This window comes from Variovorax sp. KK3 (assembly GCF_001984055.1).
In the GTDB taxonomy this organism is placed as follows: Bacteria; Pseudomonadota; Gammaproteobacteria; order Burkholderiales; family Burkholderiaceae_C; genus Variovorax.
This window is the reverse complement of sequence record NZ_LYVO01000005.1, coordinates 129,016-150,182: the sequence shown is the minus strand read 5'-3', so window position 1 is coordinate 150,182 and position 21,167 is coordinate 129,016. Positions and strand designations below refer to the sequence as shown.

Here is a 21,167-nt window from a genome sequence, read left to right as displayed (position 1 = left end):
GATGGCCGTCTCGACGGCCGAAGCACCTCAGTGGGTGATGGCGGACAGTGCCTGCGCTGCCAGTACGGTGCCGAGCAGCAGCATCACCGTGCCCACCAGCGCGTCGAGCCAGCGCCAGGCCTGGGGCCGGGCGAAGAGCGGCGCCAGCAGGCGTGCGCCGCTGCCCAGTGCCGCGAACCAACCGGCACTGGCCAGCGCACTGCCCGCGACGAACACGGCCCGACCCATCCCGGCCTGCTGTGCGCCGACGGCGCCGACCAGCAGGACCGTGTCGAGATAGACGTGCGGGTTGAGCAGCGTGAACGCGGCCGTCTGCGCCATCACGCGCGGCAGCGGGCTGCGGACGCCGCTGGTAGCCGCGGCCTGCAGCTTGCCCGGCCGCAAGGCCCGGCGCCAGGCCATGGCTGCATAGGCGAGCAGGAATGCGGCACCGCCGAGCGTCAAGGCCGGCGCCAGGCCCGGCATGCGGTCGAGCACCCCGCCCATGCCGACGACGCCCAGTGCCACCAGCATCGCATCGGCCAATGCGCAGAACAGCACGACGGGCAGCACGTGCTCGCCACGCAGGCCCTGGCGCAGCACGAAGGCGTTCTGCGCGCCGATGGCGACGATGAGGCCGAGGCTCAGGCCGAAGCCGGTGGCGAAGGAGGGGAAAAGGGAGAAGAGGGGGCTGCCGTTCATGGCCGGGGATCGTCGGCGCTGCGGCAGAATCAGTCCAGTTAACTTTCCTGCATCTGCCTTAGGAATACTTCATTGCTCGACTACCTTTCCCTCTCGGCCGTTGCGCAGGTAGTGCGCGAAGGCAGCTTCGATCGCGCGGCGCGCGCGTTGCACGTCACGCCGTCGGCCGTGTCGCAACGCGTGAAGCAACTGGAAGATCGGCTGGGCTTGGCGCTGGTGGTGCGCGGTTCACCTTGCACCGCGACGGAAGCAGGTGCCTGGCTGTGCCGGCACGTCGAGCAGGTCGGCATGCTCGAGCGGGAACTGCACCGTGCGATGCCGGCGCTGGGCGCCCTGGACGGGGAAGGGCAGCGGGTGACGCTGCGCGTGGCCGTCAACGCCGACAGCCTGGCCACCTGGTTCATGCCGGCCATTGCTGCCTTCACCGATGTCGAGCCTGCGCTGCTGGACCTGAGCGTCGACGACGAAACGCACACGGCCGAATGGCTGCGGGCGGGCACCGTGCTGGCCGCCGTCACTGCCAACGCACGACCTGCGCAGGGCTGTCGCAATGTGGCACTGGGCCGCATGCGTTACCGCGCGACGGCCAGTCCGGCCTTCATCGACAGGCACTTTCCGCGCGGCGTCACGCTGCAGGCGCTGGCCGACGCGCCGAGCCTGGCGTTCAGCCGCAAAGACAAGCTGCAGGCCCGCTGGCTGCAAGCCGCTTTCGGCCAGCCGGTCGAGCTGCCAAGGCATTGGCTGCCATCCACCGAAGCCTTCGTGTCGGCCAGCGTGGCCGGCATGGGATGGGGAATGAACCCGTCGATCATGGTGGCGGAATACTTGCGCAATGGCAGCCTGGTCGAACTGGTGCCGGGCGTTGATCTGGAGGTGCCGCTTTTCTGGCAGCACGTGCGCTTGAAGATCCCGATGCTCGAGCGGCTGACGCAGGCGGTCGTCGCGGCCGCGCAAGAAGGGCTGGAGCCATGAAGCGATGAGCCCGTCAGGGCCACCAGGCTTTGCGCGTCACGCCGATGACGCGGGCCGCCTGCCAGCGCAGGTCCGCCGGGGCCACAGGTACCGCGATGGGCGCGCGCCGCGCCGAGGCCGCAGGAATGAGGAATAGATGTCGGCCCCGCGCGGGAGCGAGGGCGGGTGGATGGGGGATGTGCATGCCGTTGCGCCTTTGAATTCTTCTTGGGAAGGCAGTGCATGATAGCTGTATGAAAATACAGTGTCATGACAATCTCCTGCCATGGCGCTCCTCGCGGCGACATCGTGGTGATGCCGCTGAACCTGCCCTGCCGACCGGGCCTCAGTGCCTCAGTCGGGCCTGCGCTTCACCTGCACGGTGGCCTCGAGCCCTTCGTAGGCCTCTGCATCGCCAAACCAGCTGCCGCTGATGGGCGCAGCCAACGCCGGGTCGCGCGCCACGCCCACGCGGATCAGGCGCCCGCTGCCGATGGCGAGGTTGTTGGTCGGATCGAAGGCCACCCAGCCCGCGCCCGGCAGATACGCGTGCAGCCAGGCGTGGGTGCTGCCGGCGCCGATCACGGCGCTGTCCGGCGTGGCTTCGCCGTCGTCCAGCGCGTCGTCGTAGAGATAGCCGGACACGAAGCGCGTCGCCACGCCGAGCCGGCGCGCGGCTTCCATCATCAGCAGTGCGTAGTCGCGGCAGCTGCCGCTGCCGAGCTCCAATGTTTCGAGCGGGGTCTGCGTGCCTTCCTCGTCGCGCGCGGCGTATTTCAGGCTTTGGCCAATGTGCGCATTCATGCGCGTGAGCACGTCCAGCGTGCCGTTCGGCTGGTCGGTGTAAAGGAACTGGTGAGCCCAACGGATCAGCGTGCCTTGGGGGTCGTCGTGGTGCGGCCGCAGGTAGTGCTCGAGGTCCAGGCGGTCTTGCACCGAATACGCGAAAGGCAGGAACTCGGCCGCGGGTTCGAGCGTGAGCAGATCGGCGGGCGCGGCCACGTGTTCGATGGTGAACGAGCAGACGATGCGCAGTTCGGTCGCCTCGCCCATCGGTTGCACCAGCGCGAGCGAATTGGAATTGGGGTCCTGGATCATGCGAACGTGCGCCTCGGGGCTGACCTGCAGGTCGGTCGCGAGCACGCGCAGGTCATGGCTGTCGCGCGGCCTGAACATCACGCGGTGCAGGCCGAAGCGCACCGGCGAGTTGTAGCGGTAGACCGTGGTGTGGGTGATGTCGTAGCGGGTGGGCATGGCGAATGGCGAGTGGTGCCGCTCATTGTGCTTGCGCGAACCGCCTGCGCGGTGTCCGCGGTGCGCGATCAAGTCGGACCTGGCAAGCGCAGGCGTGACGTGTCCAGCGCCTTCGCCAGCGAGGCCGACAGTGGCAGCGGCTCGCTGTGCCAGCGGGCGGCCAGCAGTTCGGCGCACAGGGCGGCGAAGCTGAGACCGCGCGAGCCCATCGCGGTGCACAGCCAGGGGCCCTGTGGCGCTTCCGGGTTCAAGGGCCCGACAAGGGGACGGCGATCGCCGGAGGCGCAGCGCACGCCCATCCATGCCTCCACTGCGCCCCGCTCGAATTGCTCGGCGACTGCCTGGGCCGCCGCGGGATGCAGGCGAGCGAGTCGTTCGCAATTGGCTTGCACGTCCTCTGCGATGAACGCGGCCTCGTCGCGATCGCGATCGAAGGTGGCGCCACTGAGCCAGATCGGCCCCGCCGCGTCGGGCACATGGGCGATCAGGTGGCCGTCGCCGTTGATGGGCACGCGAGGCATTGTGGCGTCTTCCGGCATCCGGCCCCACGCGACCTGGCCGCGCACAGCCTGCAACGGCGCCGACGGGGCCAGCAGCCGGCTCTGATGACCGGCCGCGATCACGATACGGTCTGCTTGTGCCAGTACACCGCCGGTGGCATCGCGCAGTACCCACGACGTGCCATGCAGGCCGGATTGTGACGAGGGCTCGATGTGGGCGACGGGCGCTTGGGTCCGCACCTCGATGCCGGGATGCGCCAGCCAGGCATCGATCAGCGGGGCAGGTCGCACCCAGCCTGCATGAGCGTGCCAGATCGCATTGGCTTCGTGCGTGAGCCCGGCCTCGCGCAGTTGCGCACGCGACGCGTGCCAGGACTCGTTCGGTCCGTCTTCGCTCCAAATCGCAGGCAACTTGATCGGACCCGTGCTGCGGCTCTCGAGAACCCCGCCGCCGTACCAGTCGCGGCCCTCGACGAGCAAGGCGCGCGTCTGCTCCCAGGTGGCTCGGACGCCGGCTCGGGTCAGCCGGGAAAGGAGCGCGTCGTCGGGCGACGCATGCGGTGCAAGCACGCCGACGGGCAAGCTGGAAGCGCCGGCGGCCGCATGTGACCCAGCCTCCAGCACCACGACCTCCCAGCCCCGCCGGGCCAGGCTGTCCGCCGCGGCCGCGCCGGCCAGCCCGGCCCCGACCACGGCGCAGCGCCCCGGCACAGTGACCGAACCGGGCGCTGTCTGCGCACGCCGAAGCGTCCAAGTGGCGTCGAAAACGCCCTGCAGGCAATCGCGCTTGGGCGGCAGTCCGGTCGCCTTGCGCACCTGGAAGCCGCAGCTGCCCAGCGAGTCGCGTACCGGCCGCGACACCGTCCAGGTCGCCAGCCGCGTGCCGCGCCGCGCGAAGCGTGCGACCGACTTGAGCGTGTCGTGCGACCACATCTGCGGGTTGCGCTCGGGGCTGAATCCATCGAGGAACAGGCTGTCGGCGTCGAAGCGCTGCAGGCCGCGCAGCATGGGCTGCACGTCGCCGATGCACAGGCTCAACAGCACCCGGCCGCCTTCGAACACCAGCCGATGGACGCCCGGCAGCAGCCCACGCCATTGCGCGGCCAGTTCCTCCGCTTGCGGTGCAAGGTCTGGATGCGCGGACGCTGCGCGCAACAGATCGTCGCGGGCGACCGGATAGGCCTCGACCGAGACGAAATGCAGCAGGCGCGGGCGCTGTGGATCAGCCCGCCAGGCCTGCCACGTTGTCAGGAACGAAAGGCCCAGGCCGAAGCCGGTTTCGAGAATGCGCCATTGCGGGTGGCCGGCCCACGCATCCGGCAGGCCGCAGCCCGCCAGGAACACATGCCGGGCCTGCGCCACGGCGCCGCTTTCCGAGTAATAGATGTCGCCGAATTGCGCGCTGTACGGCACGCCGTCGGCATGCCATTCGACCGGCTCGGCCATGCCGGGAACTGGCGCTCGGCCCTCAGTTCGCGGGCGGAACGTAGCCCTGTGCGACGTCGGCGCCTTCGCCGAAGAAGTGCTTTTCCATCTGGCGCGCCAGGTACTGGCGGGCCCGCGCATCGGCCAGGTTGAGCCGGTTCTCGTTGACCAGCATCGTCTGTTGCTTGAGCCAGGCGGCCCAGGCCTCCTTGCTGACGTTTTCCCAGATGCGCTTGCCGAGTTCGCCGGGGTAGGGCGGGAAGTCGAGTCCTTCGGCTTCCTTGCCGAGCTTGATGCACTGGACCATGCGTGCCATTGGGTGCCTGCCTCTCTGGGTGGGGGTTGCTTAGTTGATTTAGCTATTTAGAACTGATAACTCGGTCGTTCCAGTTTCTTTATGCGCTATTCAGAATTCGGATCCTCACTGTTATGCCTTACTCGAGCACAAGACCATGAGCGATCGCCGCGACTTTATCAAGCTTTCTCTAGCCACCGCCGCTGCGGCCAGCATCGCCCTGACGGCGCTGCCGTCCTTCGCTCAATCGGTGACCCTGCTCAACGTGTCCTACGACCCGACCCGCGAGCTTTACGTCGACTACAACAAGGCCTTCACCGCCTACTGGAAGGGCAAGACCGGCCAGGACGTGACCATCAAGCAGTCGCATGGCGGCTCCGGCAAGCAGGCCCGCTCGATCATCGACGGCATCGAGGCCGACGTGGCCACGCTGGCCCTGGCCGGCGACACCGATGCACTGGTTTCGCATGGCGGCCTCATCAAGGCCGACTGGCAGAAGCGGCTGCCGCACAACTCGGCGCCCTACACCTCGACCATCGTGTTCCTGGTGAAGAAGGGCAATCCGAAGCAGCTCAAGGACTGGGACGACCTGGCCAAGACCGGCGTGCAGGTCATCACCCCGAACCCGAAGACCTCGGGCGGCGCGCGCTGGAACTATCTGGCCGCATGGGAATTCGCCAAGCGCAAGTACGGCGGCGACGCCCAGGCCAAGGACTTCGTTTCCAAGGTCTACAAGAACGTGCCGGTGCTCGACACCGGCGCCCGTGGCTCGACCATCACTTTCGTCCAGCGCGGCGTGGGTGACGTGCTGCTGGCCTGGGAGAACGAGGCCTTTCTCGCACTGAAGGAATTCGGCCCCGAGAAGTTCGAGATCGTGGTGCCCTCCATCAGCATCCTGGCCGAGCCCACCGTGACAGTGGTCGACAAGGTGGTCGACAAGCGGAACACGCGCGCCGTGGCCGAGGAATACCTGAAGTACCTGTACTCCGACGAGGGCCAGGACATCGCGGGCCGCAACTACTACCGCCCGACGTCCGACAAGGCCAAGGCCAAGTACGAGAAGCAGTTCCCGAAGCTCACGCTGTTCACCATCGACCAGGCCTTCGGCGGCTGGGCCAAGGCGGACAAGGCGCACTTCGCGGACGGCGGCTCCTTCGACCAGATCTACTCGCCCAAGTGATCTGAAGGGCGGCCCCGTCAGGCGGGCCGCCTTCTTCCTCCCTAATTTCTTCCCACGTCGTTCGCCGCTGTGTACGGCGAGGGACGGCTCACGCCTGAAAGTCTTCCATGCATCCCGTTCACACCGAAGATGTTCCGCTGGAAACCTCATCGGCATCGCCGCGCCACTGGTCGCGGGCCCTGCGCGACCTGCTGGCCAGCATCGCCGTGGTCGGCGCCATCGCGCTGATCGTCGGCTTCCTCGGTGCCACTTCGGCACATGCGCAGAAGCGCAGCGAGCTGCGCATCGGCTACCAGAAATCCGCCAGCCTGTTCGTGCTGCAGAAGGCGCAGGGAACGCTTGAAAAGCGGCTCGCGCCGCTGGGCTTCGGTGTGAAGTGGGTCGAGTTTCCGGCCGGTCCGCAGCTGCTCGAAGGCCTCAACGTCGGCGCCGTCGACGTGGGCTACGTGGGCGAGGCGCCGCCCATCTTCGCGCAGGCGGCGGGCGCCAGGTTCGTCTACTTCGGCTACGACCCGGCTGCGCCTTCGGCCGAAGCCATCCTCGTCCGCAAGGATTCGCCGATCCGATCGGTGGCCGAGCTCAAGGGCAAGAAGGTCGCGCTCAACAAGGGCAGCAACGTCCACTACCTGCTGGTCAAGCAGCTCGAAAAGAACGGCCTGCAGTTCACCGACGTGCAGCCCGTCTACCTGGCGCCGGCCGATGGCCGCGCCGCCTTCGAGAGCGGCAACGTCGATGCCTGGGTGATCTGGGATCCGTTCCAGGCCGCGGCCGAAAAGGCGACCGGCGCACGCGTGCTCGCCGACGGCCGCGGCACGGCGGTCAACAACTACCAGTACTACCTGGGCGAACGCGCCTTCGTCGCGAAGAACCCGAAGGTGATCCAGGCGCTGTTCGATGATTCCGTCGAGCGCGGCATCTGGCTCAAGAAGAACCTGCGCGAGGCGGCCGAAGTCATCGCGCCGCTGCAGGGCCTGCCGGTCGACGTGGTGGAGCTGAGCCTGCGGCGCTACGAGTTCAACGTGAAGCCGATCACCCCGGAGGTCGCGGCCGACCAGCAGAAGATCGCCGACACCTTCTTCCAGCTCAAGCTCATTCCGAAGGCCATCAAGGTCCAGGAAGCGGTCGTGCTCGGGCAGCCCTGAGCAGCCCGCTCACCGATCCGAACAGATCAAGGTGCCGGCGGCCACTGCGCCCGGCATCGCCTGACCACTTACCCGCGATATGCAAGTTTTCTGGTTTCTCCCCACCCATGGCGACAGCCGCTACCTCGGCAGCGGCGAAGGCGCGCGGCCCGTCGACCTGCCTTACCTGCAGCAGGTCGCGGGCGCGGCCGATCAGCTGGGCTATGAAGGCGTGCTCATTCCAACGGGCCGCTCGTGCGAAGACCCGTGGGTGGTCGCGTCGAGCCTGATCGGCGCGACGCGCCGCCTGCGCTTCCTGGTCGCCGTGCGGCCGGGCCTGCACCAGCCCAGCCTGGCTGCGCGCATGGCCGCGACCTTCGACCGGCTCTCGGGCGGGCGCCTGCTGGTCAACCTGGTGACGGGCGGCGACCAGGGCGAGCTGGAGGGCGACGGCGTGTACCTCGACCACGCGGCCCGCTACGAACAATCGGCCGAGTTCATCCGCATCTGGCGCGAGATCATCGCGCGCAGCCACGACGGCGAGGCCTTCGACTTCGAGGGCAAGCACCTGAGCGTGACGGGTGCCAAGCTGCTCTATCCGCCGACGCAGAAGCCGCATCCGCCCGTGTGGTTCGGTGGCTCGTCGGCCGCTGCGCACGAGCTCGCCGCCGAGCAGGTCGATGCATATCTCACCTGGGGCGAGCCGCCTGCCGAGGTTGCGAAAAAGATCGCCGACGTGCGCGTGCGCGCTGAACGCCACGGCCGCACCGTCAGGTTCGGCATCCGCCTGCACGTCATCGTGCGTGAGACCGAAGACGCCGCATGGAAATCGGCGGAAGAGCTGATCAGCAAGCTCGACGACGACACCGTGCAGCGTGCCCAGGCCGCGTTCGCGCGCATGGATTCGGAAGGCCAGCGCCGCATGGCCGCGCTGCACAGCCGCGGCGCCAAGCGCACGCGCGCCGACCTGGAGATCTCGCCCAACCTCTGGGCCGGCGTCGGCCTGGTGCGCGGCGGTGCCGGCACCGCGCTGGTGGGCGATGCGAAGACGGTCGCGTCGCGCATCCAGGAGTACGCGGCGCTGGGCATCGACAACTTCATTCTCTCGGGCTACCCGCATCTCGAAGAGGCTTATCGTTTCGCCGAACTCGTGTTCCCGCTGCTGCCGCGCAAGCAGCGCACGGTGTTGCCGGGCGGCTCGCTGACCGGGCCTTTCGGCGAGGTCGTCGCCAATCTCGATGCGCCGTCGCGGCTGGTGTCGCAGAGCTGATGACCGCGGCTGCGCAAAGAAGCTTTCGATGACCGAACAAGTTCAACCTCTTCCGGCCACCGCGCCTTCGCTCGGGCCCGTTCGCGTCTTCGCTTCGAACGTCGGCCGGCGCCTGGTCCCATGGCTGGTGCCTGTGGGCCTGATCGTCCTCTGGCAGATCGCCTCGTCGCTGGGCTGGCTGTCGACCCGCGTGCTGCCGGCACCCATCGACGTGGTGAAGGCCGCGTGGACGCTCAGCGCCTCGGGCGAACTGTGGACCCACCTGAAGGTGAGCGCCGGCCGCGCACTGCTGGGGCTGGCCATCGGCGGCGGGCTGGGCCTGGCGCTGGGCCTGCTGACAGGATCGGTGCGCTTCTTCGAGACGCTGCTCGACTCCACCATCCAGATGGTGCGCAACATCCCGGCACTCGCGCTGATCCCGCTCGTGATCCTCTGGTTCGGCATCGACGAATCGGCGAAGCTCTTCTTGATCTCGGTGTCGGTGTTCTTTCCGATCTACCTCAACACCTTCCACGGCATCCGCAACGTCGATCCGCAGTTGATCGAGATGGGCCGCACCTACGGGCTGTCGCGCTGGCAGCTCTACAAGGACGTGATCCTGCCCGGCGCGCTGTCGTCCATCCTGGTGGGCCTGCGCTTCTCGCTGGGCCTGATGTGGGTGATCCTGATCGTGGCCGAGACCATTTCGGCACAGGCCGGCATCGGCTACCTCACGATGAACGCCCGCGAATTCCTGCAGACCGACATCGTGCTGGTGGGCATCCTGCTCTACGCGCTGCTGGGCAAACTGGCCGACGTGTTCGCGCGCGGCCTGGAGCACTGGTGGCTGCGCTGGCACCCCGGCTACCAGTCGGTCCGCTGAGCGAAGGGCTGTACGCATGAACGCGCACCACCTGCCAATCGCCGCGCCGCGTGGCCTTGTCGAACCCGGACGCTGAATAAGCCATGAGCGCCATTCTCGAATCGCGGCCCGTGGCCTCGACGCACATTCCCCAGGGCGTGAAGCTCGAAGCCCGCGGCCTCCACAAGCGCTACGGCAGCCGCGAGGTGCTGCGCAATACGCAGCTCACGATCGAGCCCGGCCAGTTCGTCGCGATCGTGGGGCGCAGCGGCTGCGGCAAGAGCACGCTGCTGCGGCTGATCGCCGGGCTCGAAGAAGCGTCGGACGGCGGTCTCTACGCCGACGGCAAGCCGGTGTCGGGCCTGCACGACGACACGCGGATCATGTTCCAGGAGGCGCGCCTGCTGCCCTGGCGCCGCGTGCTCGACAACGTCACGCTGGGCCTGCCGCCGTCGTCGCGTTCGCATGGCGAGGAGGTGCTGGCACACGTCGGACTGGCCGATCGCAGGAACGAATGGCCGGCGCGCCTCTCCGGCGGACAGCGGCAGCGCGTTTCGCTGGCGCGTGCGCTGGTGCATCACCCGCGGTTGCTGCTGCTCGACGAGCCGCTGGGCGCGCTCGATGCGCTCACGCGCATCGAGATGCACCGCCTGATCGAGAACCTGTGGCAGCGCCACCGCTTTACCGCTTTGCTGGTCACGCACGACGTGCAGGAAGCGGTGGCACTGGCCGACCGCGTGATCCTGATCGAGGACGGGCGCATCGCGCTCGATGAGCGCATCGATTTGCAGCGGCCTCGGTCGCAGGGCGACCCAGCCTTCGCGGCGATCGAGAAGCGGATCCTCGACCGTGTTCTGCAGAAGCCGGACGACGCCGGCAACAACAAGCCCGCCAGCGATCCGTCCTGGCTGGCCAGGCCCGCGCATGAACTGCGCTGGGCCGTCTGACCCATCTCAACCCGAAGGAAACCTTCATGGCCGAAATCCAGGCAATCAACGTGCGCAACCAGTTCAAGGGCAAGATCCGCGAGATCATCCGCGGCGACGTCGTCTCCGAAGTCGACGTCGAGACCTCCTGGGGCATCGTGACCTCCGTCATCACCACGCGCTCGGTCGACGAACTGCAACTGAAGATCGGCTCCGACGTGGTCGCGCTCGTCAAGTCCACCGAGGTGTCGATCGCCAAGCTCTGAAGATCATGCGTGGGCAGGGCTTGTCCCCGCCGGCCATGCCGGGCGATTCCGTTGACGTGACAATGGGCGCCCCACAAGGAGTGAAGCATGGCTGGATTCGAAGTCGGCGAGATCGTCTCGGCATTGCGCGGCGCGCGAGAGGAATGGCGCGATGCGCAGAAGCGATCGCGCGAGCCCGGCAGCCGCGAGTTTCCTTCCCGCGAGGCACTGGCCGCGATCGTCGAGTCGTTGAAGGGTGCGCTGTTTCCGATGCGCCTGGGGCCGCCCGACCTGCGGCACGAAAGCGAAGATTTCTATGTCGGCCACACGCTCGATTCGGCGCTGCAATCGCTGCTGACGCAGGCCCGGCTCGAACTGCGCTACAACGCGCGCCACCAGCCGCGCGACCCGGCCGAGATCGATGCCGAGGCAGCGCAGGCCATTCGCCACTTCGCCGCCGCGCTGCCGGGCATTCGGCGCCTGCTCGACGGCGACGTGCTCGCCGCCTGGCAGGGCGACCCGGCGGCCCGCAGCGTCGACGAAGTGCTGCTGTGCTACCCCGGCATCCTGGCGATGATCCACCACCGCCTGGCCCACGAACTCTATGGCCAGGGCCTGCCATTGCTGGCCCGTATCGTGGCCGAGTTGGCGCACGGACAGACCGGCATCGACATCCATCCCGGCGCACGCATCGATGCCGGCTTCTTCATCGACCACGGCACGGGTGTCGTGATCGGCGAGACCACCGTCATCGGCAAGCGTGTGCGGCTCTACCAGGCCGTAACGCTGGGCGCCAAGCGCTTTCCCACCGACGCCGAGGGCAACCTCCAGAAGGGCCTGCCGCGGCACCCGATCGTCGAAGACGACGTGGTGGTCTACGCCGGCGCGACCATCCTCGGCCGCGTGACGCTGGGCAAGGGCGCGGTGATCGGGGGTAACACCTGGATCACCGACGACGTACCAGCCGGCGCGAACATCACGCAGGCCATGCTGCAGAAGGCCGGCTGCGATTGAGCGGTCGAAGATGAGCTTTTCGGGAAAAGGTCAAAGCCGCTTCGCATAATTGGCCGGGCCTTTTTCCCATCCCCCAACCAAGGAGTCGTTTCATGGCCCAGACCCGCATTGCCGTCATCGTCGGCAGCCTGCGCAAGGATTCGTTCAACCGCAAGCTCGCCCTCGCGCTCGCGCATCTCGCGCCCTCGGACTTCACCTTCGAGCACCTGCGCATCGACGACCTGCCGCTCTACAACCAGGACGAAGACGGCAACCAGGCGCCGGCGGTCAAACGCCTGAAAAGCGAAGTCGCTGCGGCGCAGGGCCTGCTGTTCGTGACGCCGGAATACAACCGGTCGATCCCCGGCGTTTTGAAGAACGCCTTGGACAACGCCTCGCGGCCTTACGGTCAGAGCGCGTGGGCCGGCAAGCCGGCAGGGGTGATCGGCGTTTCGGTCGGCGCCATCGGCACCGCACTCGCGCAACAGCATCTGCGCAACGTGCTGGCCTACCTCGACGTGCCCACCATGGGCCAGCCCGAAGCCTTCATCCAGAACAAGGAAGGGCTTTTCGACGACAAGGGCCACATCGCGGAAAGCGGCAAGCAGTTTCTGCAGGGGTGGGTCGACAAGTACGTGGCCTGGGTCAAGCGCCACAACGATTGAGAACGAACCGAGGCGGAGTAATCCTGGAAAAGTAGGATTACTCGTAGTTGTCCTGCTTGGAAGGAAGTCAATTAATATAGGATTTCTGTACGATGTCCTACTTTGATTGACTATGAGCCTCGATCGAATCGCCCAGGTACTGCGCCAGCGGCTGCGCGCCATTCCGATGACGCAGGAGCGCCTGCGCGAAGCCGCAGGGATCTCCAAGCAGACGCTGACCCATGTGCTCGGCGGCCGGACGGACTACCGGCTCACCACGTTGCTGGCCGTGGCCGACAAGCTCGGCTTTGAACTGGTGCTGGTGCCCAAGGGCGCGGCCGAGGCCGTGCAGCCGGGTGCAACTGCCTCGGCGCCGGCGGTCAAGAGTCGCGTGCAGGCCGCGCTCGACGATGCGACCCAGCCTTCGGCAGGCAAGGACGCGGCATGAACGTCAAGGCGCTCGCCATCTTCCTGGGCCCGATCCGCGTGGGTGTGCTGTTCGAATATGCGATGCCCGGCGCCGAGGTCATCCATCGTTTCGTGGCCGACGAAGACTTCGCCCGGCGTGCGGACGCGCCGGTGCTGTCCACCTCCTTCCTTGCCGACACGCCCGAGCAGCAGACTGCCCTCTGGATGGACGTGCGCGCCGTGTCCTTCAACGGCAGGGCCTCGCGGCGGGACTCGAGCTGGCTGCTGCCGGCCTTCTTCCAGAACCTGCTGCCCGAGGGCGTGTTCCGGGACCGCATCGGCGAGATGCGGGGCTGCGATCCGCGCGACCACATGGAAATGCTGGCGGCCTGCGGGCTCGATCTGCCGGGCAACGTGTACGCCCGGCCGGTGGAATTGACGCGCGACGAACTGGCGCGCTACGTGACGCAGAACAACGACGCGCTCGAAATGAGCGTCATGGCCGATCCGATGGAGGAGGGCGTGTCGCTCTCGGGCGTACAGCCGAAGCTGGCCGTCATGAAGGAAGGCGCGCGCTACGTGGGCCGCACGAAGGAGCACGACACGCACATCATCGCGAAGCTGCCGGTGGTGGGGCAACCGCGCCTGCCTGAACTGGAAGACCTGTCGCTTCGGCTCGCAGCGGCCGCCGGCGTCAGCGTGTGCCAGGCCTGGCTGGAGCCGTTGGAAACGCTCGCGTTCGAGCACGGCTACGACTTGGGCGAAGCCGATGGCAAGACCCGCTTCCTGGCCGTGCTGCGCTACGACCGCAGCCCGGGCGGCCGCATCCACTGCGAGGACTTCGCCCAAATCCTGGGCGTGATGCCGGAAGACAAGTACACCGGCGAGATGCAGGCCGGCAACCCGGGCGCGCGCGGCGCAAGGGCGAGCTACCTGGCCGTCGGCGCGGTGTTGATGAGCACGCCCAACCTGGGCGAGCCGGCAGTGCATGAACTGCTGCGCCGCCTGATGGTGAACGAGTTGCTCGGCAACCCGGACATGCACCTGAAGAATATCGGCCTGCGCTATCCGGACGGCCACACGCCCGAGCTGCCGCCGGCCTACGACATCGTCGGCTACGCGGCTTTCACCCGGAACACGGGGCACGCGCTGCCGATCCTTCCACCGGGGCTCGCGCCCGTCGACAAGCGGGCGCCTGGCGCGAAGCCGTCGTTGTCACCCGCGACGCTGCGCGTGTTCTGCGAGCGGCTGGGCCTCGCCGAAAAACCAGCCTCGGCTGCACTGCGCGCCTGCGTGAAGGCGGCCGTGGCGCATTGGCCGGCCTTGATCGACAGCTCGGACATCACGCACCGGCAAAAGGAATTCCTGCTTGCGCACTTCGAAGCGCACCCGGCGGTGCAATCGCTGCAACGCCGGGCAGTTCGTTCGACGAGCTGAAGGTCGCGGCAGGTCGCGGCGTTCAGGCAGCCAGCTTGGCCGGGCTCTGGTTCGCGGCTTCGCCCGCCGTGGCGACGATGTCGGTGCGCGCGGCGCTCAACGCAGCGGCCTTGGGCGCGTCGCCCATCGCCACGCCTTCGGCGCGGACGAAGCGCACGTCGGTGATGCCGAAGAAGCCGAACACCACCTTCAGGTAGCTTTCCTGGTGCTCCATCGCCTGGCCGCCGTCGCTGTTCGAGTAGACGCCACCGCGCGTGGACACCACGATCACCGTCTTGCCGCCGGCCAGGCCGACCGGGCCCTTGTCGGTGTACTTGAAGGTGCGGCCGGCCTGGGCGAGGCGATCGATCCAGGCCTTCAGCTGCGTCGGCACGCTGAAGTTGTAGAGCGGGGCGCCGACGACGATCACATCGGCTTCGAGGAACTGGCTCACCAGCCGCTCCGACACCGCGTTTTCGCGCACCTGCGCTTCGGTCGGGCTGGCCTGTCCACCGGTCTTGATGCCGAGCGCATCGGCGCTGAAGTGGTTGGGCGCATCGACCGCCAAGTCGAGGTAGTCGACGCGGGTGGCCGGCTGCTTGCGCTGCCATTCGGCCACCACCTCGGCGGTGAGCTGGCGGGAAACGGAATTCGTGCCCATGACGCTGGAATCGACGTGAAGCAGTTTCATGATCAATCGCTCTCTTTCGGTGTGTAGTGCGCCGGCACGGGGATCGGTCGGCATGGGGCATAGTCTATTTTTGATACGAGTGATTGATAAGCAGGCGAATTCGACACAGATCGTCCTGTTGATGGAACAATCACCGCCATGCAAGACCTCAACGACATGGTTTTCTTCGCCGAAGTGGCCGAGCACGGCGGCTTTGCCGCAGCAGGCAGGGCGCTCGGCATTCCCAAGTCGCGGCTGTCGCGCCGGGTGGCCGACCTCGAATCGCGGCTGGGCGTGCAACTGCTCCAGCGCAGCACCCGGCAGCTGTCGCTGACGCCAGCCGGCGAGCTCTATCTGCGGCACAGCCAGGCCATGCGCGACGCTGCGCAGGCCGCGGCCGAGGCCATCGCGCAGGTGCAGACCGAGCCGCGCGGCATGGTGCGCATCAGTTGCCCGATCACGCTGGCGCAGAGCGGCTTCGGCGTGCTGGTGTCGCAGTTCATGCTGCGCTATCCGAAGGTGCAGATCGAGATGCGCATCCTGAACCGGGCCGTCGACCCGATCGAGGAGGGCATCGACCTCGCGCTGCGCGTTCGGCACGTGATCGAGGACAGCAGCACCCTCGTGGCCAAACAGTTCTGCGAGGCCCGCGGCATCCTGGTGGCCAGCCCGGCGTTGCTGAAGCGACAGGGCCCCGTGGTCGCCGTGGACGGCCTGGCTCGCCTGGACACCGTCGCCCAGACGGCCGCCGATGGCCGCGTCAGCTGGCACCTGCATGGGCCGAACGGCGCCACGTTCACGATGCAGCACCACCCGCGGTATCTGGCGGACGACCTGCTGACGCTGAAAACGGCGGTGGTGGAGGGTGTCGGCGCCAGCGTGCTTCCCGATTACATGTGCCGGGACGACCTGGACGCGGGCCGGTTGGTCGAGGTGCTGCCGGGCTGGGGGCCGCCGACCGGCATCTTCCATGCCGTGTTTCCGTCCCGCCGTGCCCTCGTTCCGGCCATTCGCCACCTGATCGATTTCCTGGCCGAGCACCTACGCGAAGGCGGATTCAAGCTCGTGACGTGATCGTGACTCGATCGTGGTTTGAAGCCTCGGTAAGCCGACCCTTATTCGCTATATGCCATATTCAAACAAGTAGATATTCGTTTGGCTTTGAAGGGAAGCTTTGGAGAATCGTCGATCCTCCTAATACGCCCAGAGAAAGCGAACGACCATGGCAACCTTGCGCCTCGGCGACACGGCTCCCGATTTCACCCAAGACTCCAGCGAAGGTCCCATCGATTTCCACACGTGGGCCGGCGACGCCTGGGTCGTGCTGTTCTCGCATCCAGCCGACTTCACCCCGGTATGTACCACCGAACTGGGCAAGACCGCGGCGCTGTCGGGTGAATTCGCGAAGCGTGGCGTCAAGCCGATCGCCATCAGCGTCGACCCCGTGGACAAGCACAAGGAATGGATCGGCGACATCAACGACACGCAGAACACCACCGTCGACTTCCCGATCCTGGCCGATGCCGACCGCAAGGTGTCCGGCCTCTACGACCTGATCCACCCGAACGCGTCGACCACCGCCACCGTGCGCAGCGTGTTCATCATCGACCCGAAGAAGATCGTCCGCACCACCATCACCTACCCGGCGAGCACGGGCCGCAACTTCGACGAGATCCTGCGCGTCATCGACTCGCTGCAGCTCACCGACAGCCACAAGGTCGCGACGCCCGCCAATTGGCGCGACGGCGACGACGTCGTGATCCTCCCCAGCCTGCAGGACCCGGCCGAACTGGCCCAGCGCTTCCCCAAGGGCTTCGAGGCCGTGCGGCCCTACCTTCGCCTGACGCCGCAACCCAACCGCTGAACCGAACGAAGCACGCGCGTGACTTCATCGAACATCATCATCGTCCCCGGCTGGCGCGATTCCGGCCCGGGCCACTGGCAGAGCCTGTGGGCGGAACGCATGCAGGGCGCCGTTCGGGTGGTGCAGGACGACTGGGTCACGCCCAAGCGCGACGCCTGGGTGCAAGCGATCGAGAAGCTCGTGCTCGACAGCGCGGAGCCGGTGGTGATCGCCGCCCACAGCCTGGGCTGCATCGCCAGCGTGCATCTGTCCGATGCAGCAGCGAGCCGCATCCGCGGCGCGCTGTTCGTGGCCCCGGCAGACCCCGAGCGGCGCGCCGCGCTCGCGGACTTCGCGCCTGTTCCTTACGCCAAGCTGCCATACCGCAGCATCGTCGTCGCCAGCAGCAACGACCCCTATTGCCCCGTGCGGCTGGCCGGCGCTTATGCCCGTTCGTGGGGCAGCGAGTTCGTTCGCATGCAGAATGCCGGCCATATCAACGTCGAGTCGGGGCATGGCGACTGGCCTTTGGGCCTGGCGCTGCTCCAATCGCTGACGGACGAGCCGGCGACGCTGCTGGCCGACCGCACCCAATTCGAACCACTGTCAACTTCATGACCTCCAGAAAAATCAAGTCGATCCTCGGCGCTCTTGCCCTGGCCACCGCCGGCGTCGCATCCGCCCAGACCCTGCTCAACGTTTCGTACGACGTGGCGCGCGAGTTCTACAAGGACTACAACGCCGCCTTCGTCGCCAACTACAAGAAGACCACGGGCAAGGACGTCAAGATCGACCAGTCGCATGCCGGCTCCAGCGCCCAGGCGCGTGCCGTGGCCGACGGGCTGGATGCCGACGTGGTGACCATGAACACCTCCACCGACATCGACTTCCTGGCCAACGCCGGCGTGGTGGCGAAAGACTGGAACAAGCGATTCCCGCAGAACGCGGCGCCCACCACGTCGACCATGCTGTTCCTCACGCGCAACGGCAACCCCAAGGGCATCAAGGACTGGGACGACCTGGTGAAACCCGGCGTGCAGGTCGTCATCGTCAATCCCAAGACCGGCGGCAACGGCCGCTACGCCTACCTGGCCGCGTGGGGCTACGTGAAGAAGAAGGGCGGCACCGATGCGCAGGCCGCCGAGTTCGTCGGCAAGCTGTTCAAGAACGTGCCGGTGCTGGCGCGCGGCGGCCGCGACGCGACCACTGCCTTCCTTCAGCGCAACATCGGCGACGTGCTGATCACCTTCGAATCGGAAGTGGTCTCCATCGACCGCGAGTTCGGCGCCGGCAAGGTCGACGCCGTGTACCCCTCGATCAGCATCCTGGCCGAGAACCCGGTGGCCGTGGTCGAGCGCACCGTCGGCAAGAAGGGCACCGGCGAACTCGCCAAGGCCTACCTGGACTACCTTTATTCCGAAGAAGCGCAAGAGATCGCCGCCAAGCATGCGCTACGCCCTCGCTCCGAGGCGGTGCTCAAGAAGAACGCGGCCACTTTCAAGCCCCTGCAGCTCTTCACCGTGCAAGAACTCTTCGGCAGCCTCGGCGATGCGCAGAAAGTGCATTTCAACGACGGCGGCCAGTTCGACAAGCTGTACACGCCCGGCGCAAAGTAAAAGATGAGTGGTGCCGTTTCTTCGGCGCTGCCGTCCGCGGCAGCGCCGTCTTCGCATGCGGGTCGCCCCGGCGTCTCGCGCCGAGTGCTGCCGGGCTTCCATCTGACGCTCGGCTTTTCGCTGTTCTACCTCTGCCTGATCGTGCTGATCCCACTGTCGGCGCTGGTCTTCAAGACCTGGGCGCTCAGCTGGGACCAGTTCTGGAACGCCGTCACCGCGCCGCGCGTGATGGCCTCCTACCGCCTGACCTTCGGCGCCTCGCTGCTCGCGGCGGTCGTCAACCTGTTCGCGGGCCTGCTCGTGGCCTGGGTGCTGGTGCGCTACAAGTTCCCGGGCAAGCGCATCGTCGACGCCCTGGTCGACCTGCCGTTCGCCCTGCCCACCGCCGTGGCCGGCATCTCGCTGACCGCGCTGCTGGCGGGCAACGGCTGGATCGGCCAGTACCTCGAGCCCATGGGCATCAAGCTGGCCTTCACACCGGCCGGCGTGGTGATCGCGCTGATCTTCATCGGGCTGCCCTTCGTGGTGCGCACGGTGCAGCCTGTGCTGGAAGACGCCGAGAAAGAGCTGGAAGAAGCCGCCACCAGCCTGGGCGCGACCCGCCTGCAGACCTTCGCTCGGGTCATCCTTCCGTCGATCATGCCGGCCCTGCTGACGGGCTTCGCCATGGCTTTCGCGCGGGCCATCGGTGAATACGGCTCGGTGATCTTCATCGCCGGCAACATGCCGATGATCTCGGAGATCACGCCGCTCATCATCATCGGCAAGCTCGAGCAATACGACTACGCGGGCGCCACCGCGGTCGCGCTGGTGATGCTGGTCATCTCCTTCGCGCTGCTGCTGGTCATCAACGGCCTGCAGGCCTGGCAGCGCCGCCGCTCGGGAGCCACCTGATGAGCACCCGCACCATTCGCCGCGCGCAAGCCGGCACCACCGAATCGGCCTGGGTTCGCTACACGCTGATCGGGCTGGCCCTGGCCTTCATGTTCCTCTTTCTCGTGCTGCCGCTCGCGGCGGTTGCGACCGAGGCATTGCGCAAGGGCTTCGGCGCCTACGTCGAGGCGCTGAAAGAGCCCGATGCCTGGAGCGCCATTCGCCTCACGCTGATCGTGGCCGCCATCACGGTGCCGCTGAACCTCGTCTTCGGCATCGCGGCCGCCTGGGCGATCGCCAAGTTCGAGTTTCGCGGCAAGGCGCTGCTGACCACGCTGGTCGACCTGCCGTTCGCGGTGTCGCCCGTCGTGGCCGGCCTGATCTACGTGCTGGTGTTCGGCGCGCAAGGCTGGTTCGGGCCCTGGCTCGCGGCGCACGACATCAAGATCATCTTCGCCGTGCCGGGCATCGTGCTGGCCACCGTGTTCGTGACCTTTCCCTTCATCGCGCGCGAGCTCATTCCGCTGATGCAGGCCCAGGGCACCGAAGAAGAGCAGGCCGCCATCGTGCTGGGCGCCACCGGCTGGCAGACCTTCTGGCGTGTGACGCTGCCCAACATTAAGTGGGGTCTGCTGTATGGCGTGATCCTGTGCAACGCGCGCGCCATGGGCGAGTTCGGCGCGGTGTCGGTGGTGTCGGGCCACATCCGCGGCCAGACCAACACGATGCCGCTGCACGTCGAAGTGCTCTACAACGAATACCAGTCGGTCGCGGCCTTCGCCGTGGCCTCGCTGCTGGCCATCCTGGCGCTGGTCACCCTGGTGATCAAGTCGTTCATCGAATGGCGCCACGAACGAGAAATGAAGGCGCTGGCCGACCTGCCGCCCGAGCGGCCGCCGTCGGCCGACGTCGCCTGAGGAGAGAACACATGAGCATCGAGATCCGCAACATCAGCAAGCAGTTCGGCGACTTCCACGCGCTGCGCGACGTCAGCCTGCACGTCGATTCGGGCGAACTGGTCGCCCTGCTGGGCCCGTCGGGCTGCGGCAAGACCACGCTGCTGCGCATCATCGCCGGCCTGGAAACGGCCGGCGCGGGCAGCATTCTGTTTTCCGGCGAAGACACCACCGACGTCCACGTGCGCGAGCGCCAGGTCGGCTTCGTGTTCCAGCACTACGCGCTGTTCCGCCACATGACGGTGTTCGAGAACGTCGCCTTCGGCCTGCGCGTCAAGCCGCGCGGGCTGCGGCCGAGCGAAACGCAGATCAAGTCGAAGGTGCACGAACTGCTCAAGCTGGTGCAGCTCGACTGGCTGGCCGATCGTTATCCGTCGCAGCTGTCCGGCGGCCAGCGCCAGCGTATCGCCCTGGCCCGCGCGCTGGCGGTGGAGCCCAAGGTGCTGCTGCTCGACGAGCCCTTCGGTGCGCTCGATGCCAAGGTGCGCAAGGAACTGCGCCGGTGGCTGCGTCGCCTGCACGACGAACTGCACGTCACCAGCATCTTCGTCACCCATGACCAGGAAGAGGCCCTCGAGGTCGCCGACCGCGTCGTGCTGATGAACAGCGGCCGCATCGAACAGGTCGGCTCGCCGCAGGACGTGTGGGACCATCCTGCCAGCCCCTTCGTCTACGGCTTCCTCGGCGACGTGAACCTGTTCCATGGACGGGCGCACGAGGGCGAAGTGCATGTCGAAGGCATCCGCATCGATTCGCCCGAGCACCGCGACCTGCGCAATGGCAAGGCGCTGGCCTATGTGCGCCCGCACGACCTGGACGTCGCCCGTTATGAGCAGGGCGCCAGCGGCATCGTCGCCACGCTGTCGCGGGCGATCGTCGTCGGCCCGATCGCGCGGCTGGAACTCGAACCGGTGGAATCGAATCCAGACAATCCTGGTTCCGGTGCCATCATCGAGGCGCAACTCCCTGCGCAACAGTTCCGGGACCTGGGCCTGCGCGAGGGCGAGACGGTGGTCGCCACCCCGCGCCGGGCCCGCGTCTTCGTAGAAGGACATTGAC

The 21,167-nt window shown here is 67.1% G+C and carries 23 protein-coding genes; 18 read left to right on the top strand and 5 right to left on the bottom strand.

Annotated elements, in window-relative coordinates; translation table 11 throughout:
* Positions 1 to 27: 27 nt before the first annotated feature.
* On the bottom strand, positions 28 to 681 hold the full coding sequence (locus tag B0W80_RS04340; protein ID WP_076997874.1) for a LysE/ArgO family amino acid transporter: 654 nt from the start codon (positions 679 to 681) through the stop codon (positions 28 to 30).
* 72 nt (positions 682 to 753) lie between these two features.
* On the opposite strand from B0W80_RS04340, the gene B0W80_RS04335 reads away from it, so the two are divergent.
* Positions 754 to 1,653: a LysR family transcriptional regulator ArgP gene (locus tag B0W80_RS04335; protein ID WP_076997873.1), complete on the top strand. Its 900-nt coding sequence runs from the start codon at positions 754 to 756 to the stop codon at positions 1,651 to 1,653.
* 333 nt (positions 1,654 to 1,986) lie between these two features.
* Here B0W80_RS04335 and B0W80_RS04330 read toward each other — a convergent pair whose 3' ends face one another.
* From B0W80_RS04330 to B0W80_RS04320, 3 genes are all read right to left on the bottom strand, one after another.
* Complete coding sequence (locus tag B0W80_RS04330) at positions 1,987 to 2,886, bottom strand: transglutaminase family protein (protein ID WP_076997899.1); 900 nt, start codon at positions 2,884 to 2,886, stop codon at positions 1,987 to 1,989.
* 68 nt (positions 2,887 to 2,954) lie between these two features.
* Positions 2,955 to 4,832: an FAD-dependent 5-carboxymethylaminomethyl-2-thiouridine(34) oxidoreductase MnmC gene (gene mnmC, locus B0W80_RS04325; RefSeq protein ID WP_076997872.1), complete on the bottom strand. Its 1,878-nt coding sequence runs from the start codon at positions 4,830 to 4,832 to the stop codon at positions 2,955 to 2,957.
* Positions 4,833 to 4,854: 22 nt separating this feature from the next.
* On the bottom strand, positions 4,855 to 5,127 hold the full coding sequence (locus B0W80_RS04320; RefSeq protein ID WP_076997871.1) for an oxidative damage protection protein: 273 nt from the start codon (positions 5,125 to 5,127) through the stop codon (positions 4,855 to 4,857).
* A 136-nt stretch (positions 5,128 to 5,263) separates the two neighbouring features.
* Between B0W80_RS04320 and B0W80_RS04315 the strand changes: the two genes are divergently transcribed.
* From B0W80_RS04315 to B0W80_RS04270, 10 genes are all read left to right on the top strand, one after another.
* Positions 5,264 to 6,286 carry a sulfate ABC transporter substrate-binding protein gene (locus B0W80_RS04315; protein WP_076997870.1) on the top strand — a complete coding sequence of 341 codons (1,023 nt, stop codon included), beginning with the start codon at positions 5,264 to 5,266 and terminating at the stop codon, positions 6,284 to 6,286.
* Between the two features lie 107 nt (positions 6,287 to 6,393).
* Positions 6,394 to 7,428: a sulfonate ABC transporter substrate-binding protein gene (locus B0W80_RS04310; protein ID WP_083745170.1), complete on the top strand. Its 1,035-nt coding sequence runs from the start codon at positions 6,394 to 6,396 to the stop codon at positions 7,426 to 7,428.
* A gap of 79 nt (positions 7,429 to 7,507) precedes the next feature.
* Positions 7,508 to 8,677, top strand: coding sequence for an FMNH2-dependent alkanesulfonate monooxygenase (ssuD, locus tag B0W80_RS04305; RefSeq protein ID WP_076997869.1), 1,170 nt, complete (start codon positions 7,508 to 7,510; stop codon positions 8,675 to 8,677).
* Positions 8,678 to 8,705: 28 nt separating this feature from the next.
* Positions 8,706 to 9,539: an aliphatic sulfonate ABC transporter permease SsuC gene (ssuC, locus tag B0W80_RS04300; protein WP_076997868.1), complete on the top strand. Its 834-nt coding sequence runs from the start codon at positions 8,706 to 8,708 to the stop codon at positions 9,537 to 9,539.
* An 83-nt stretch (positions 9,540 to 9,622) separates the two neighbouring features.
* Positions 9,623 to 10,465 carry an ATP-binding cassette domain-containing protein gene (locus B0W80_RS04295; protein ID WP_076997867.1) on the top strand — a complete coding sequence of 281 codons (843 nt, stop codon included), beginning with the start codon at positions 9,623 to 9,625 and terminating at the stop codon, positions 10,463 to 10,465.
* A gap of 26 nt (positions 10,466 to 10,491) precedes the next feature.
* Positions 10,492 to 10,710: a molybdopterin-binding protein gene (locus B0W80_RS04290; protein ID WP_076997866.1), complete on the top strand. Its 219-nt coding sequence runs from the start codon at positions 10,492 to 10,494 to the stop codon at positions 10,708 to 10,710.
* A gap of 87 nt (positions 10,711 to 10,797) precedes the next feature.
* Positions 10,798 to 11,703 (top strand): serine O-acetyltransferase EpsC, encoded by a 906-nt coding sequence (gene epsC, locus B0W80_RS04285; protein WP_076997865.1) that lies wholly within the window; start codon positions 10,798 to 10,800, stop codon positions 11,701 to 11,703.
* Positions 11,704 to 11,795: 92 nt separating this feature from the next.
* Positions 11,796 to 12,347, top strand: a complete 552-nt coding sequence (locus B0W80_RS04280) for an NADPH-dependent FMN reductase (RefSeq protein WP_076997864.1) — start codon at positions 11,796 to 11,798, stop codon at positions 12,345 to 12,347.
* Positions 12,348 to 12,459: 112 nt separating this feature from the next.
* A complete protein-coding gene (locus B0W80_RS04275; RefSeq protein WP_076997863.1) occupies positions 12,460 to 12,774 on the top strand; it encodes a helix-turn-helix domain-containing protein in 315 nt (104 codons plus the stop codon).
* Positions 12,771 to 14,171, top strand: coding sequence for a type II toxin-antitoxin system HipA family toxin (locus B0W80_RS04270; protein ID WP_076997862.1), 1,401 nt, complete (start codon positions 12,771 to 12,773; stop codon positions 14,169 to 14,171). The genes B0W80_RS04275 and B0W80_RS04270 overlap by 4 nt, the downstream gene beginning before the upstream one ends.
* A 22-nt stretch (positions 14,172 to 14,193) precedes the next feature.
* On the opposite strand, the gene B0W80_RS04265 is transcribed toward B0W80_RS04270, so the two are convergent.
* Entirely contained in the window at positions 14,194 to 14,841 is a 648-nt protein-coding gene (locus B0W80_RS04265) for an FMN-dependent NADH-azoreductase (protein WP_076997897.1), read from the bottom strand.
* Positions 14,842 to 14,979: 138 nt separating this feature from the next.
* On the opposite strand from B0W80_RS04265, the gene B0W80_RS04260 reads away from it, so the two are divergent.
* The 7 genes from B0W80_RS04260 (at position 14,980) to B0W80_RS04230 (ending at position 21,166) form a co-directional block, all read left to right on the top strand.
* The gene (locus B0W80_RS04260; RefSeq protein ID WP_076997861.1) at positions 14,980 to 15,894 is read left to right on the top strand and encodes a LysR family transcriptional regulator; all 915 of its coding nucleotides are present in this window, start codon (positions 14,980 to 14,982) and stop codon (positions 15,892 to 15,894) included.
* Positions 15,895 to 16,042: 148 nt separating this feature from the next.
* Positions 16,043 to 16,684, top strand: coding sequence for a peroxiredoxin (locus tag B0W80_RS04255; protein WP_076997860.1), 642 nt, complete (start codon positions 16,043 to 16,045; stop codon positions 16,682 to 16,684).
* Positions 16,685 to 16,702: 18 nt separating this feature from the next.
* Complete coding sequence (locus B0W80_RS04250) at positions 16,703 to 17,281, top strand: alpha/beta hydrolase (RefSeq protein WP_076997859.1); 579 nt, start codon at positions 16,703 to 16,705, stop codon at positions 17,279 to 17,281.
* Complete coding sequence (locus B0W80_RS04245; protein ID WP_076997858.1) at positions 17,278 to 18,279, top strand: sulfate ABC transporter substrate-binding protein; 1,002 nt, start codon at positions 17,278 to 17,280, stop codon at positions 18,277 to 18,279. The genes B0W80_RS04250 and B0W80_RS04245 overlap by 4 nt, the downstream gene beginning before the upstream one ends.
* Before the next feature lie 3 nt (positions 18,280 to 18,282).
* Complete coding sequence (cysT, locus tag B0W80_RS04240) at positions 18,283 to 19,173, top strand: sulfate ABC transporter permease subunit CysT (RefSeq protein ID WP_076997857.1); 891 nt, start codon at positions 18,283 to 18,285, stop codon at positions 19,171 to 19,173.
* On the top strand, positions 19,173 to 20,069 hold the full coding sequence (cysW, locus tag B0W80_RS04235; RefSeq protein ID WP_076997856.1) for a sulfate ABC transporter permease subunit CysW: 897 nt from the start codon (positions 19,173 to 19,175) through the stop codon (positions 20,067 to 20,069). Before cysT ends, cysW begins: the two co-directional genes overlap by 1 nt.
* Before the next feature lie 11 nt (positions 20,070 to 20,080).
* Positions 20,081 to 21,166: a sulfate/molybdate ABC transporter ATP-binding protein gene (locus tag B0W80_RS04230; protein WP_076997855.1), complete on the top strand. Its 1,086-nt coding sequence runs from the start codon at positions 20,081 to 20,083 to the stop codon at positions 21,164 to 21,166.
* Position 21,167 lies beyond the last annotated feature (1 nt).